This window comes from Bdellovibrio bacteriovorus (assembly GCF_001592735.1).
Classification (GTDB): Bacteria; Bdellovibrionota; Bdellovibrionia; order Bdellovibrionales; family Bdellovibrionaceae; genus Bdellovibrio; species Bdellovibrio bacteriovorus_D.
On sequence record NZ_LUKE01000001.1, the window covers coordinates 1330957 to 1346370 of the forward strand.

The window sequence follows — 15414 nt, forward strand, 5'->3', positions numbered from 1 at the left end:
ATACCGTCTCACGCAGTCTAGAACTAGTCCTGTTTCCTCGTAAGAATATAAAAAAAGCCCCGATTGCTCAGGGCTTTTTAAAATTTTCTAGTCTAGGACTTTAAGATTATCTTAATAGGGATGCTTCGACCGCCGTAAAGATTGGACCCGATACAAAGCCCATCAACGTGATAGCTAAAGCCATCACTACCGCTGTGACTGTTGTGGCATTGAGTGAATGTCCCGCAATCTCTGCATTGCCTTCACGCATGTACATAACAACGATCGGACGAAGATAGTAATAAACCGCAATAACGGAACTTAACATACCCCAGATCGCTAGCCATAAAAGACCTTCGCCAATAGCCGCGTTGAAAAGATAGAACTTACCAAAGAAGCCTAAGGTGGGTGGAACCCCCGCCAAAGATAGCAAGAAAACCGTTAAGCACAATGCCAACATTGGACGCTGTTTTGCAAAACCCGCAAGATCGTCGATGTTTACAATGTGGTTTTCAGATCTTTCAAGCATGCTTGCAATCGCAAAAGCACCCAAAGTCATAAGGCCATAGCTTAGAAGGTAAAAGATCACTCCTGAAGCTCCGAATGCTGAGTTGTCGCTAACACCTGCCGTGATAACTCCCACTAAAAGATAACCAGAGTGAGCCACTGACGAGTATGCAATCATACGTTTAAAGTTGTTTTGAAGAATCGCTGCCGTGTTACCCAAGATCATCGTGATAACAGCCAACCATTGAAGCATGTCAAATAGGTGCTCTGAACCGATCAACGATTTTGTCGCGATAATTCTTAAAAATGCCGCAAAAGAAACGGCCTTTACCGCTGTCGCCATAAGAGCGGTGTGTGGAGTTGGCGATCCTTGGTAAACATCCGGAGTCCACGCATGAAACGGAGCAATTGAAACCTTAAAGCAGAAGCCCAGAATCACAAAAGTGATACCAAACAAAAACAAACGACTTGTTTGGATAAGATCTGGCGCTACTTCCATGAAGTTAAGGATGTTTGTTCCACCCGTCGATCCGAAAATAAACGCCGTTCCGTAAAGGAAAATTGCTGAAGCAAATGAACCAAGTACGAAGTACTTTAAAGCAGCTTCTTTTGAAAGCTTCTCTTCATGGCTCATCGCGATCATCAAATAAAGAGACAACGACATCATCTCTAAGCCGATAAAGACCATTAAAAGATCTACCGCGGATACTAGGATCAACATCCCGATGGCAGAGCTTAAAGCTAAGAAGATCAATTCAGAGAACTGTCGGCCCTTAGTAGACGGATTTTCGTACATCATGATGATCGCCGCACCAGCAGAAGCCAAAGCAATTACGCCCAACCACTGAGTCACGCCGTCAAAGATAAGGCCATTATTAAAAGCTGTCTTACCCGCGCCACCAAATACAATCAAAAGACCGATAGAAACAACCAGACCCAAGATCGCTTGTGAAAGTGTTGCAATCGCTGGTTGCTCTTTATTTCCGCGCAAAACTTTTACTGTGATCGGAATCAAGCTTGCCAAGAAAAGCGCAATCATTGGCGAAATAAGCAGGATGTCACTAAGTCCGATATCGATTTTCATTACTGCTCTCCTTGCGCGTGCTGAATCTTCTGATCGCCAGGGTTAACAATGGTCAAGTTGTAGTTCGTTCTATTATTTACCAAGTGGTCAATACTCGCTTTAGAATAATTCAGGAAATGATTCGGGAATAATCCCATCCAGAAGACCATGATCACTAGTGGAACTAAAACCACGATTTCACGGCAGTTCAAATCGTGAAGTGGGTGATGTTCATCCGCAACCAGCTCTCCTTTTTGACCAAAAAACACTCGCTTAAACATCCACAACATGTAAACCGCACCCAAAACCACACCGGATACTGCAAAGTATGCAAACACTGGGTTTGCTTGGAAAGTTCCAAGCAGGATGAAGAACTCTCCCACAAAACCGTTCGTCAACGGAACCGCAATTGAAGAAAGAGTAATGATGAAAAAGAAAATCGTGAAAATCGGCAATACACCCGCTAATCCACCGTATTTTGAAATTTCACGCGAATGCGTTCTTTCGTAAATCATACCGATTAACAGGAACAGGGCGCCCGTTGAGATACCGTGGTTTAGCATTTGGTATAAGCCACCCGCCATACCGTATGCATTGAAAGCAAACAGACCCAGCAAAATGTAACCCATGTGCGACACTGAAGAATACGCCACAAGTTTTTTCACATCCGGTTGCACCATCGCGACCAAGGCTCCATATATAATCCCGACAGTACCGATAAGCATGAATAACCATGCCCAATATTCAGCCGCCTCTGGGAATAATGGAATCACCCAGCGCATGAACCCGTAAGTACCCATTTTCAACATAACACCAGCTAGAATGACAGAGCCTGGAGTCGGAGCTTCAACGTGGGCATCTGGCAACCAAGTATGAACCGGGAAAGCCGGAACTTTGATTGCAAAGGCCAAAGCAAAAGCAAAGAAAAGAAGTGTTTGAAGACTGAAGAATGTCCCGCCGATAAAAGGAATCTGAAGCTTATAGAAATCAAGAAGACTTGCACTCATTGTTCCAGTGGCTTCTTGGGTCAGGTACATCATATAGATGATCGCTACAAGCATCATCACCGAGCCGGCAAAGGTATAGATGAAGAACTTAACTGTCGCATAAATACGACGAGTACCACCCCAGATACCAACCATGAAATACATCGGGATAAGTGAAAGCTCCCAGAACAAATAGAAAAAGACCGCATCAAACGCTAAAAAAGTTCCTAGCATCGCGGTTTGAAGCAAGAACATACAAACGTGGAAGCCCTTGATACGTTCTGTGATCGAAGTCCAACTTGCCAAGATGATAATCGGCGTAAGGAATGTGGTTAGAAGAACAAGCCACAAAGAAATTCCGTCGATACCCATGAAGTATTGAATACCGAAGCGCTCAATCCACATGAACTTTTCAACCATTTGCAATCCCGAGCTATTCGGATCGAATTGTTTGAAAAGGGCTAAGCTTAAAATAAATTCAACCACCGAAAGGCCCAAAGCTAGGTGGCGGATCGTATTGGCTTTTGGCCAAACAGCTACGATCAGCGCAAACAAAAGAGGTAGAAAAACAATGCTACTAAGGATCATACCATTACCTCATGATCACAAATGAAAGGACAACTACGACACCGATACCGATGTACATCGCGTATTGCTGCATATTTCCGGTTTGAGAAGAACGAACCATTGAGCCCATTCCTTTTGCTAAATCACCAGCCAAATATGTCATTTTATCGATGAAATTCACGTCGATGTAATACCAAGTGTTGCGGCTGATGTTCACAAGCGGATTAATGATGAAAGCAAAGTACGCCTCATCGACAAAGTACTTGTTGTAAATAAGGGTGTAGATAGGCTTGATTTTTTCCGCAAATTTCTTCGGAGTATCCGGAGATTTCACATAGAACTGGTACGCCACGATCGCCGAAATTGTCGCCAAACCAACAGATACACCCATCAAAGTCCACTCTGTCGCGTGATCAATGGGCTGCCAACCTGGGATTGGCGAGATCAATGGGTGCAACCAGTGTTCCCACACATTCGGAATATGGCCCAAAACTGCGCCAATGACATGCGGAATACCAATCCAACCGCCGGTAACAGACAAGATCGCTAGCACAATCAAAGGAATGGTCATCAATGCCGGAGATTCATGTGGATGAACATCCTGTGGTACACGGCTTTTGCCCCAGAAAGTCAGCGCCATCAAACGAGTCATGTAAAACGCGGTCAACGTCGCACCCAAAGCACCCGCCGCCCAAAGAATGGGCGAACCGAAGGGCGAATTAAATGCGTAAGCCAAAATTTCATCCTTAGAGAAAAACCCGGCAAAAGGCGGAACCCCGATGATCGCCAGCCAGCCCAATAAGAACGTGATGTGCGTGATCGGCATGTATTTTTTCAATGCGCCCATCTTGCGGATATCTTGTTCTTCGTGCATTGCATGGATCACCGAACCCGAACCTAAGAACATCAAGGCTTTGAAAAACGCATGGGTCATCAAGTGGAACATCGCCGCGCCAAACGCCCCAACACCGCAAGCTAAGAACATATAGCCAAGTTGCGATACGGTTGAGTAAGCCAAAACTTTTTTGATATCCCACTGGGTCATACCAATTGTCGCTGCTAAAACGGCCGTTGCAGCACCGATGATTGCAATAACCATCATCGTATTTGGAGCCACAATAAATAACGGATTCAAGCGCACAATCATATACACGCCAGCAGTAACCATCGTCGCGGCATGGATCAGGGCAGAAACTGGTGTCGGACCCGCCATCGCGTCTGGAAGCCAAACATACAACGGAATCTGTGCTGATTTACCTGTCGCACCGATAAATAGGAACAATGTTCCTAAAGTCACCGCGCCCAACCAAGACGATTCAGCCACCGTGGGAGCTAATGCATTTAACTCCGCAAAGTTTAAAGTACCAAAGCTTACAAACAGGATGAACATACCCAGCAAGAAAGCGGCATCACCCACACGATTCGTGACAAAGGCCTTCATACCTGCGGCGGCTTTTTCTGAATCTGTGAACCAGAAACCGATTAGCAAGTAAGAGCAAAGACCCACACCTTCCCAACCCACAAACATCACTAACAAACTGTCACCCAGAACTAGCAACAACATGTTAAAGATAAAGAGGTTTAAGTAAGCAAAGTATTTCGCCACACCCTTATCGTGGTGCATATACCCGATAGAGAATAAGTGAATCAAAGTTCCAACACCCGTGATGACCAGGATCATAATGGCGCTGATTTGATCGACTACGAAGCCCGCGTTCACCTTGAACTTATCAATCGCCATCCATTCAAAAAATGAAACCGCGATACGGCGAGACTCGGCCGGCATCGCTACCAAATCAACAACCAAAAGGATGGCGCTGATAAAAGAAATCGCGATGGCTAACGTCGCGATACTTCCCGCAACGTTTCCAGAGTGTTTTTTATAACGAGCTCCGTTGATTAAAAAACCAACGAAGGGGCTTAGGATAAGAATAGCCATTAAAAGAGAGTGATTCATCGTCTATCCCCTATCCCTTCAAATGCTCAAAGAAACGAATGTTAACTTCGTTAAAGCGTTTGAAGATCGAAACCGTCAAAGCCAGCCCTACCGCTGCTTCCGCCGCCGCAATCGTCATGACGAAAAAGACCATGATGTGTCCGTCTAACAGACCCAAGAACTTACTGAACGCCACGAATGTCAAATTCACTGAGTTCAACATCAGCTCGATCGACATCAAAAGAACGACGACGTTTCTACGAAGCAAAACGCCCGCCATTCCCATAACAAAAAGCATCGCTGACAGAACCAAGTAGTGGGTCAATCCGATGTTGGTAATAAAATCAGTGTTCATGAGTTCCACCTTTACTGCGCGCCAAAGCCACCGCACCAACTGCGATCACAAGCAATAAAACGCCCAATGCTTCAAAGCCGAAAATATATTTAGAGAAAAGAATATTACCCAATGCCTTGGTCGTTTCCATACCGTTACCAACCATCACTGGATTGTCGGTGGTTTTTTCTGGAATCAGGCTCATTGATACCGTGATGGCGGCTACGATAAGGCCCGCCAACAAACCCACTGACGCAATTTTAAGTGCGCCCGTCACGCGTCCGCGGGTAAACGCCTGCACTTCGGCTTTTAAGTCGAAAAGCATCAACACCATGACAAAAAGAACCATCACCGCGCCGGCATAAACGATCAACTGAACCCCGGCGATAAAAAATGCGTTTAAGGTTACAAACAACGCCGAAATTCCCACCATGGTCATGGCCAAGCAAAGAGCAGAATAAATCGGATTGTTCATCAAGATCACGCTAAGGCCGCTTGCTAAAACGACAAAAGCTAAGAACCAAAATAAAAAAGCATCTGCAGTCACGTCAGTCTCCTTACAATGATGCTACGTAAATAATTAAAGCGGTCGCGATTGTGTTCGCTAGCGCCCACGGCAAAAGCGTTTTCCATCCGAAGGCCATCAATTGATCGTAACGGAAGCGCGGAAGCGTCCAACGAACCCAAATGAAAACCCACATAAAAAACGCAAACTTGATAAAGAACGAAAGGAAGTGCAGAAGGGCCACAAGACCGCTACCAAAACCAATCGAAGTCGCCCATTCATTAAGCTCGCCAACAGTCACATAAGGAATGCTGAAACCCCCAAAGAAGAATAGCGCCATTAAACCAGAAGCGATCATCATATGGCCGTACTCACCGATGAAGAACATATTGAATTTAAATCCGCCGTACTCGGTGTGGAAACCGGCAACAAGCTCGGATTCACCCTCAGCTAAGTCAAATGGCAGGCGGTTTGATTCAGCAAATGTGGTCGTGAAGAACAACAAGGCCGCTAACGGCTGGTAAAAGATACCCCAATTTGGAAGCCAGCTCGCCACAACATTGTGACCTAAGAAGTTAAAACTCAATGGACCTTGTTGAGCCAGTGTCATTGCCGTTAAATCAAAAGTTCCATAAAGCATAATGATGCCGACGATAGAAAGACCCAAAGCCAACTCATAAGAGATTGCTTGAGCTGACGCTCGAAGAGCACCCATCAAAGCGTATTTATTTCCCGATCCAAAGCCCGCCATCAAAAGGGTGTAAGAAGCTAGTGAAGAAATACCCAAGATGAAAACGATGCCGATACCGATTTCATAACCTTGAACAAGGAATGTGTAGGGCCCCCAAGAAGAGCCAAACATTTCAAACGCGGCTACTTGAATGGGTGTCGACATCGGAATCGCGGAAAACGCCACCGCACCCGGAATCAACGCAAACACCGGCGCTGCATAGTACAAGAAAGTTTTCGCACTTTCTGGAACGAAGTTTTCTTTTGTTAAGAACTTAACGGCATCGGCAAGAAGCTGCATTAAACCCAAAGGTCCTACGCGGTTTGGCCCCAGACGATCTTGGATAAATGCCGATCCACGGCGCTCTAGCCAAACCAAGATAGGAACGGCTTGAACCATCATCAGAAAGATGACGACTAATTTCAGTCCGTTGACTGTAATTTCAAAAATATCTTTACCCATTCCCATGAACTAGTCCCATTCCAATGCTTTTGATTTTACTTCCCAGAACAATCCGTAAATGAAGATCGCAATGAAGACCATCATTGAAATCAACACGAATGCGCCAGTCCCTGTAGCGATGAATTCTCTGAAAGAAACCGCCCATGGATACATGAAGATGATCTCGATATCGAACAAGATAAAAAGGATCGCCGTCAGATAATACTTTACCGAAACTTTCGTATCTTTTTTGTATTGAGATGGTAAGCCGCACTCGTACGGTTCAAATTTTACCGGATTATACTTGGCTTTACCGCCGGTTTTGGACGCGACCCATAGCAAGAATGCACCGAATACCGCGATGAAAATAAAAATGAAGATAATACCACCGAGTGGCATGGCCCCTCCAAAGTTGTCGTTATTATTTGGATTTCAATTAGTTATATATGTGTCGTCTGTGAAAACCAAGAAATATGAATGGAAACAAGGCGATAAGCATGGCAGGATAACTCCACCACATGAAAGCCGAGAGCACTCACACAAGACTCGAATCCATTCTGGAAAGAGCCTTTGAAACATCACGAGGAAAAATCAACGTCACCGGAGCCTCATCACCTCTGGCGCTCGCGTATTTCTTGTCGCAAACTTACTCTAAAAAAATCAACAGCTTGCCGCATCTGGTTGTAGTTGGTAGTGCGCAAGATGCACGCAAACTTTCAGAGCTGATTGAGTTCTTTGACCCGTCTCGTCGAAGCCACCTCTTCGCTTCTTTTGATGTCTCTCCATATTCCGGTCTTTATCCAAACACAAAAGTTGTCAGTGATCGCATTTCGTTTTTGTCGGCGGCCCAAAATGCCAAAGCTGGAGAAATCTTCATATCCCCGTCTGACGCACTGATGCAAAAAACTCTGCCTGTCGAAATTTTAAAGAAAAACTCTCGCAAAGTTTCTTCCGGCGACGAATTGCCAGAAGACATCGCTGAGTTTTTAAATTCTTTAGGATATTCAGCAGCTCCCATGGTCGAAGATCGTGGTCAGTATGCTTTGCGTGGGGGGATTGTTGATATTTTTCCACCGACAACCGACAAGCCTGTCCGTTTAGATTTGTTTGGTGATCAGGTGGAAAGCATTCGTCATTTTGACGTCTCTGACCAAAGAAGCACGGACGAACTTTCATCGTTTGTTTTGACTCCAGCAAGAGAAGTTTTATTTCGTGACGAAACCCATGAGCGGCTTTTGCAACGTGTCCGTGGCATGATTGATGGCCGTGAAGTCGATAAGGCTGAAGCCGAAGATCTGTTGCGATCTTTGGTTCTTAAAAATGTCTTTCCCGGCGTTGAGTTTCTTTTGCCCTATTTTTACGGGGAACTTTCCTCGCCCCTAGATCACTTCCCAGGGCCGGTGAACGTTTGGTTCTTAGATCCGATTGAGATTTCTCGCGTCACGGATGAGCTGGCATCCGATCTTAAAGCTGATTTTGCTCAAAGTCGCAAATATGTTATTCACCCAGAAATTGAGTCTCTTTACGAGGGTTTTGAAAAGCTGCGTTTTCCCGAAAACTCTCGCGAAGTTTATTTTTCGTCACTTCAATATTTTGATGAAGAAAATAGCGAAGATGCTCACGTCGAATATAAAACTTATAACACCCAAGACTTTAACAACTTAAGCCTGGCAAATCCCATCGGATCCGATTTGTGGTCCCAAGCCGCCGCCAATAAACTTCACCGCTGGAAGTCCGATGGATATCGCATCTTTGTCGGATCTAAAAATCAATCCCACATTGAAAAACTAAAGCTGATCTTTGAAAAAATGGATTTGCGCATTCAGCGAATTGCCGACGACGACTATCGTTGGGACACCTGGCTTCAAGAGCAAGACCGCGATGCCGGCCTCGTGCATGTAATTCCGCGCGGGCTGGTTGAAAGCTTGCGTTTAGACGAAGAAAAAATTGTCTTTTTGCGCGATGAAGATTTTTACGGAAAAAAACTTCGCTCGCGCGATTCTTCGGGTGCTCAAGATTTTCAAAAGCAAGCAAAACGCCTGGCTTTCGGTGATTTAAAACCGGGCGATTTGGTCGTTCACGTCAAGCATGGCGTAGGACAGTATGAAGGCTTAAAGCTGATGAACATCAGCGGCGTGGAGTCCGAGTACATTCAGGTGGGGTATAAAGACAAAGACAAACTTTACCTCCCCGTCTATCGCGTGGGACAGCTGCAAAAATTTTCTGGCGCAGCCGCCACCTCCGTCCTGGATAAACTTGGCGGCACGGCCTGGGAAAAAACTAAGACCAAAGTTAAATCTCATGTACGGGATATCGCGTCTGACTTGCTGGCCCTGTATGCAAAACGGGCCGAACTTCATCGGCCGCCCTTCGAATTTAAAGAAAGCGAAATTTCTTTATTTGAAAATGGCTTTCCTTATGAAGAAACCGAAGACCAATTGCGCGCCATTAACGATATTGAAAAGGATCTTCACTCCACGAAGCCGATGGATCGCCTTATCTGTGGCGATGTGGGCTTTGGTAAAACTGAGGTCGCCATGCGCGCGGCCTTCTTTGCCGTGCAAGCCAGAAAACAAGTGGCCTTGCTCGCGCCGACCACCGTCCTGACGTTTCAGCACTTTGAAACTTTGAAAAAGCGCTTTGATGGATGGCCCGTAGATATCCGCGTCTTAAATCGTTTTGTCTCCACCGCGGAAGTTAAAAAGACTTTGCAAGATCTTAAAGATGGCAAAGTCGATATCGTGGTTGGTACTCATAAGCTCTTAGGATCCTCAATCCAATATAAAGATTTAGGCCTATTGATAGTCGATGAAGAACAAAAATTCGGCGTTGCTCATAAGGAAAAAATTAAAAAGATCAAAAACAGTGTTGATACTTTAACTTTGTCAGCCACTCCTATCCCTAGAACTTTGAACATGGCCTTGGTGGGCGTGCGCGATTTAAGTTTAATAAACACCGCGCCCGTGGATCGACTTCCAACCAGAACTTTTGTGACCAAGTTTGATGAAGATACGATTCGCAAAGCCATCACCGCAGAAGTGTCCCGCGGTGGACAGGTTTACTTCATTCATAATCGCATTGAATCTATTTACGGATTGGCGGATGAAATTCGCAATATCGTTCCGGAGGTACGCATCAAGGTAGCTCACGGCCAAATGGAAGAGCATGAGCTAGAAAAAGCCATGCTTAGCTTCTTTCACCATGAAATTGACGTCCTTATTTGTACTGCCATCGTAGAGTCCGGCATGGACGTGCCTCGTGCTAACACCATGTTTATTGATTCCGCCCATATGTTTGGGTTGTCGCAGTTATATCAACTGCGTGGACGCGTGGGTCGCAGCAAAACGCGGGCTTATTGCTATCTAATGATGCCGCGAAATCGCAAGCTTGATAAAGAACAGCAAGAGCGTCTTAAAATTATCCAAGAAAATACAGCATTAGGTAGCGGCATTAAGATCGCACAATACGATCTTGAGCTTCGCGGGGCGGGAAATTTCTTGGGTGAAGAACAATCCGGACACATCAATGCCGTCGGGTATGAACTTTACATGGATCTTTTAAACGAAGCCCTAGCGCAAGCCAAGGGTGAGGCCGTGGAAGACATGGATTTGGATCCTGAAATAAACTTGCGCATCCCTGCCATGATTCCTGATAGCTATATTGCCGACATTCGTATTCGCTTAAGTTATTACAAAGCGCTGGCCGATATTACGTCCGCTGATGAGTTAGATCGCATCGAAGAAGAGCTGCGCGATCAGTTTGGCACCATCCCAGAGCCTACCGTGAATCTAATGGGGCTGATGTTGATACGCCGTCTTTGCAAAGAACTCGGAGTTCGGGACGTCAGTGCAGGCGTAAAATCTATTTCATTAATCTTTACAGCGCAAACCAAGTTGAAGCCTGAAGCCGTGATCGGCTTAGCGATGCGCGAATCAAAAAAATACTCCTTAACCCCAGACAACCGTTTGAATATTAAAATGGGAACTATTAGCTGGTCAGCGGTACACGAAGAGTTGGAAAACCTTCTGCGTTTAATTTAGAAGCTAGAATTCAAGTCTTAGGCCCGCTCCGTACAGGAAGTCGGTCTCGGTATTGGGGTCCGCATCCGACATCGTTTTTGCGTATTGAGTGGCATACACATCTACAAATGTATTTTCGATACCCCAATCCCACGTTGACGTTTTTGAGGAATCATAATCAAGCCAATCTAATTGAAATAAAAAACCCAGGGTGTAGTTATATCCAAAATCCGTGGTCATATCAAAATTATCCGTAGGAGTTTTTTCTTTAATTCCCATCTGCCAAAAGTTGATTCCCACATACGGCGCCACGTAAGGCTCCGTCCACAGGTTGTCGAGCGTCCATTTTAGTCCTACCCCATATTTCAATAGCGATAGATCATGGGTCACCCCATTCACCGTTCCGGAAAGCTGGCCTGTTCCCAAATCAATTCCCGCAGCGATAGATCCCAATGCCGTATTATATTTATAATCAACATTCAGGCGAATTAGCGGAACTGGGTTAGATCCAAAAATGCTCGCGTAGCTTTGATTCACACCATCTAAAACTGAAATATAGTTTTTAAGATCAACACCCTCATACGCAATGCCAAAATAAACCCCTGAATTATCACGACGCTCAACATACGGAGCAAGATTGTCCTGGCTAAGTTCAACCTCGACAAGAGGCGGGTCTTCTTGCGTTTGGGCTGAGGCCACGACTCCGCAGACTCCCAGACTCCATACGATTAGAATTTTCAGACTAAGGTGCAATTTCATGCTGTCTCGCAAATCTTACCTATATTCCCAAGGGCTGAATGATACGCTTTACCTATGCACAAGTATATCAGGGAAAATATTCGAAATTTGAGTGTTACTCTCTGGCTGATGCTATTTCCCCACCTTGTGCTAGCTCTTCCTAAGAATATCGACAACCTGGTCGAAAAAAAAGTCGCCCAGATGACTTTGGAAGAAAAGGTCGGGCAGCTTTTCATCGTCGGATTTCCGCAAACTAAAATCGACGCAAGCTTAGAAAAATTCATCGCTAAGCATAAGCCCGGCTCTTATCTGCTTTTTAAAAGAAATATTAAAAACGCAGAACAGATTCGCACGCTCAATGACCAACTTTACAAGCTTAGCTTTAAAGTTTCAAAACTCCCTCCACTGATTGCTATCGACCAAGAAGGCGGTGCGGTCTCAAGACTTCCGATAGTACCTGCTCAACCGAATGCTCTTGCTGTTGGACAAACTCAATCACCGCTTATGGCTGAAGAAATGGGTCAAATCACCGGCAGATTTTTACGCGAAGTCGGATTTAATATGAACCTCGCGCCGGTCTTAGACGTCTCTGATCCGTTCAGTGGAAGCTTTATCGGTGTAAGATCTTTTGGATCTGATCCAAACCTGGTTCGGGAGCTTGGATTTGCTTACTCCAAAGGTCTTTTAAAGGCACGGGTTGTTCCCACGGCTAAACATTTTCCCGGGACCGGAGACCTAAAAGCCGACCCACACCACAAAGTAGTCGAAAACAATACCCCTTTAGATCGCCTTTACAGCAAAGATCTTCTTCCATACAAGGGATACGCGCAGCTAGGTCCGAGTGTTGCGGTCATGCTTTCACATTACATTTACCCTGCCCTGGATGAATCTAAAGAGCCCGCAAGCTTTTCAAAAAAAATCATTCAAGATATTCTTCGGCGCGATCTGGGCTATAAAGGCTTAATCGTCACTGACGATTTACAAATGCAGGGATCAAGACAGCTTCTGCGTCCCGAAGCCGCCGCTCTTAAGGCGTTGCAAGCTGGGGCCGACATCGTGATGTTAACTTATTCCTTTGCGGACCAAGAAAAGGCCTTTCAATATATTAAAAAATCAGTGGCTTCAGGCGAGCTGCCAATGAAGGCTGTGGATGAAAAGATGAAACGCATCTTAACGGCGAAGGCCTTTGCTAATCTTTACCGTCGAAGCCCTCAGTCCCCTTCTCTGTTTCAAGGAAACTCACTCACTTCAAATGATTACCGAGAGCTGGAGTCCACGATCTTAGAAAGAAACCTCAGCGCGGCTTTGATGCCTAAAGATCTGCCGCCAAAGGTGCAAAAAAGATCGATGGCCTCTTCGGAAAATATCTGTCTGCTGGCCCCTAATAAAAAGTTTTTATCTTCATTTCAGAGGGCGACCAAGCGCTCGGTGAAATCTCGTCTGCTCGCGGGCGGAGTTAAAGCAGACACCGTCAAGGAATGGGTGCAGCAGCAAGGTTGTGATAAGGTCCTTTTTGCGGTCACGGGTCCGCAAACCGCTGGTCTTACTAAAGCTCTCGCTTCATCGTTAAAAGAAAAATCGATTGTCATAAACTTAGGATCACCAAAACTGTTTTCTAAAAATTCGAAATCGCCGCGAGTGATGAATTTATTCTTTAACCACGAAGACTCTGGAAAAAAAATCGCCGAACATCTTGATCAGATATTATATTCTTCTTCGACGAACTTAGTTTTACGCTGAATATCTTTTAGACACTGACGGACGCTGGCTGTCCCCGGGAAAAATTTACCGGCACTTTAAAACTCAAAAGCCCGAACTTTCAGCATGTTTAACTTTTATAAACGAATATGCTCCATTTCACTGCCCTTTTTCTCATTTTGAGACGACTTTGGATGGGCCTAATTTTGCATTACCTCCTTTGGAACAACAATGCTGAGGCGGTAAACGGTGTTAAGACAACAACCACAATCAATTAAAGCAAAAGCAAAATGGTTTTCAAAATGCTTCATGGTATTTTCCCTTTTGTTTTCAGCAGGTTTAACTTTCCACACGGAAGAATCCGAGGCTGCTCGCCGCACAGTTCGTAAAGCGACAAACACAAAACGTGTTGTTCGAACCAAGAAAAATCCTACAAAGAAACGCGCACTTCAGCGCCGTAACAAAACAACCCCTGCCGGGGTCTTCGCCCTTTATCAGAATCCCGTATTTGGATACGGAAAATGTTTACCCGGCCTAGTTGAGCCGGCAAAAGCTATTTTATCTCGAAACGGAATCCAAACTGAAAGAGCCTCTGCCCTTGAAATCGCGGCCTTAGCTAAAGGCATCGCGCAAGTCGAAAGACTTTTAGGGAAGCCAATTCCAAATGATTATCAATATGACTATCAATGGAAAGAAGCTTCTGGTCCTTGGAATTCTGGCTTATCTCGCGTAGGTTTCGTTACCGTAAAACGTCCTCGCGGGTCACCAAAGGGGCAACTTACGGGTCGTATGATGCATGAATTGGGTCACAGATTCGGTCATGCTAACGGCAATCAAAACTATAATGAGTATCGTCAACACATGCGCGGCAAAAAGTGCATGATCACTACTTATTGCGGAAAAAGTTTGAACGAAGAATTTGCCGAAGTCTTCGAAGCCTATGTCGTTCACCCAGACTTCTTGGCAAAACATTGCCCAGATTCTTACGCGTATTTCAAAAACAAACTTTTCAGAAATCCAGAGGCTTTAAATGTGTCGTGTGAAGACCCGGATTCTATCTTAGATCACGATCATGACGATGATGATGATGCGGTTGAAGAGTCTAACGAGCAGCAAATTGACGAAAACAAAGACTATGATCTGCCTGACGTCGGCCCTGTTCCAATGATGAATCCACGTTCGGCCGAGGACGTTCCAGCGGTAGAAACTGCACCTGTAACGACCGAAGAGGCCGCCCCACAGGCCGAAAACCCGAGCGCCGCGCAAGAGCAAGCCGTTGAGACGGTTGAATCCGTAATTCAGCAAGATCAGCAAGGTCAACAAACACAAACGACTCCGGCTGCCACCGCAACCACGGTGCAAGCTCAGCAATATAATTTACCTACCGGAATGAATATTCCGGTTCCGGTAAGTCGTCCAAAAAGATAATTTAGATTTTTATAGCTTTGAAAAAGAAAAAGCCCTCTCTCGAGGGCTTTTTTTATTTGCGTGGCGCCATGCTGGCAACATCGATCTTCGCGCGGGCGTGCGCCCATTCACGTTGAAATTCTGCCCAGTCTTCATCAGTGATAAGTTCGTTCATCACTTTTTTCTCAGACTCCGCCAATTGAGTTTTGGTCATTTCAAGGTCGATTTCTTCTGGCAACTCAGCGATGTTCGCTAAGATGTTCACGCCTTCAGGACTGACTTGGCAATAACCCCAGCTGATAACTGCAAGTTGTTGCAACTCTTTCCCTTTGATTTTCCATTTCATCACGCCTGTTTCCAGAGTGGTGATCAATGGGGCGTGACCAGGAAGAATATTAAGCTCTCCCTTAAACGCGGGAACAGTAACCTCTTCGACCTCTTGGCCGACCAGGATACGTTTTTCCGGTGTCACGATAGTTAGTTTAAACATGTAAGCTCCTTAGA

12 protein-coding genes are annotated in these 15414 nt (G+C 45.3%); 3 read left to right on the forward strand and 9 right to left on the reverse strand.

All coding sequences use genetic code 11. The features are described 5' to 3' along the window. Positions 1 to 106: 106 nt before the first annotated feature. Genes AZI86_RS06475 through AZI86_RS06505 form a run of 7 tightly spaced genes read right to left on the reverse strand, consistent with a single transcriptional unit; the run spans position 107 to position 7447 of the window. Entirely contained in the window at positions 107 to 1570 is a 1464-nt protein-coding gene (locus AZI86_RS06475; RefSeq protein WP_061834257.1) for an NADH-quinone oxidoreductase subunit N, read from the reverse strand. Next, a complete protein-coding gene (locus tag AZI86_RS06480) occupies positions 1570 to 3123 on the reverse strand; it encodes a complex I subunit 4 family protein (RefSeq protein ID WP_061834259.1) in 1554 nt (517 codons plus the stop codon). The genes AZI86_RS06475 and AZI86_RS06480 overlap by 1 nt, the downstream gene beginning before the upstream one ends. A 4-nt stretch (positions 3124 to 3127) precedes the next feature. Then, a complete protein-coding gene (nuoL, locus tag AZI86_RS06485; RefSeq protein WP_061834261.1) occupies positions 3128 to 5059 on the reverse strand; it encodes an NADH-quinone oxidoreductase subunit L in 1932 nt (643 codons plus the stop codon). Positions 5060 to 5069: 10 nt separating this feature from the next. Then, positions 5070 to 5393, reverse strand: a complete 324-nt coding sequence (nuoK, locus tag AZI86_RS06490) for an NADH-quinone oxidoreductase subunit NuoK (protein ID WP_061834263.1) — start codon at positions 5391 to 5393, stop codon at positions 5070 to 5072. After that, on the reverse strand, positions 5383 to 5919 hold the full coding sequence (locus tag AZI86_RS06495; protein WP_061834265.1) for an NADH-quinone oxidoreductase subunit J: 537 nt from the start codon (positions 5917 to 5919) through the stop codon (positions 5383 to 5385). Before AZI86_RS06495 ends, nuoK begins: the two co-directional genes overlap by 11 nt. A gap of 10 nt (positions 5920 to 5929) precedes the next feature. Next, a complete protein-coding gene (locus AZI86_RS06500) occupies positions 5930 to 7075 on the reverse strand; it encodes a complex I subunit 1/NuoH family protein (protein ID WP_061834266.1) in 1146 nt (381 codons plus the stop codon). Positions 7076 to 7078: 3 nt separating this feature from the next. Then, a complete protein-coding gene (locus AZI86_RS06505; protein WP_061834268.1) occupies positions 7079 to 7447 on the reverse strand; it encodes an NADH-quinone oxidoreductase subunit A in 369 nt (122 codons plus the stop codon). Positions 7448 to 7566: 119 nt separating this feature from the next. Here AZI86_RS06505 and mfd point away from each other — a divergent pair, with 119 nt between their 5' ends. After that, positions 7567 to 11088 carry a transcription-repair coupling factor gene (gene mfd, locus AZI86_RS06510; protein WP_061834270.1) on the forward strand — a complete coding sequence of 1174 codons (3522 nt, stop codon included), beginning with the start codon at positions 7567 to 7569 and terminating at the stop codon, positions 11086 to 11088. 3 nt (positions 11089 to 11091) lie between these two features. On the opposite strand, the gene AZI86_RS06515 is transcribed toward mfd, so the two are convergent. Beyond that, positions 11092 to 11826: a hypothetical protein gene (locus AZI86_RS06515; protein WP_157684648.1), complete on the reverse strand. Its 735-nt coding sequence runs from the start codon at positions 11824 to 11826 to the stop codon at positions 11092 to 11094. A gap of 87 nt (positions 11827 to 11913) precedes the next feature. On the opposite strand from AZI86_RS06515, the gene AZI86_RS06520 reads away from it, so the two are divergent. Both AZI86_RS06520 and AZI86_RS06525 read left to right on the forward strand, forming a co-directional pair. Beyond that, positions 11914 to 13545, forward strand: a complete 1632-nt coding sequence (locus AZI86_RS06520; RefSeq protein WP_253715803.1) for a glycoside hydrolase family 3 protein — start codon at positions 11914 to 11916, stop codon at positions 13543 to 13545. 267 nt (positions 13546 to 13812) lie between these two features. Beyond that, positions 13813 to 14931 carry a hypothetical protein gene (locus tag AZI86_RS06525; RefSeq protein ID WP_157684649.1) on the forward strand — a complete coding sequence of 373 codons (1119 nt, stop codon included), beginning with the start codon at positions 13813 to 13815 and terminating at the stop codon, positions 14929 to 14931. Between the two features lie 52 nt (positions 14932 to 14983). Here AZI86_RS06525 and atpC read toward each other — a convergent pair whose 3' ends face one another. Beyond that, on the reverse strand, positions 14984 to 15400 hold the full coding sequence (gene atpC / locus AZI86_RS06530) for an ATP synthase F1 subunit epsilon (protein WP_061834276.1): 417 nt from the start codon (positions 15398 to 15400) through the stop codon (positions 14984 to 14986). Positions 15401 to 15414 lie beyond the last annotated feature (14 nt).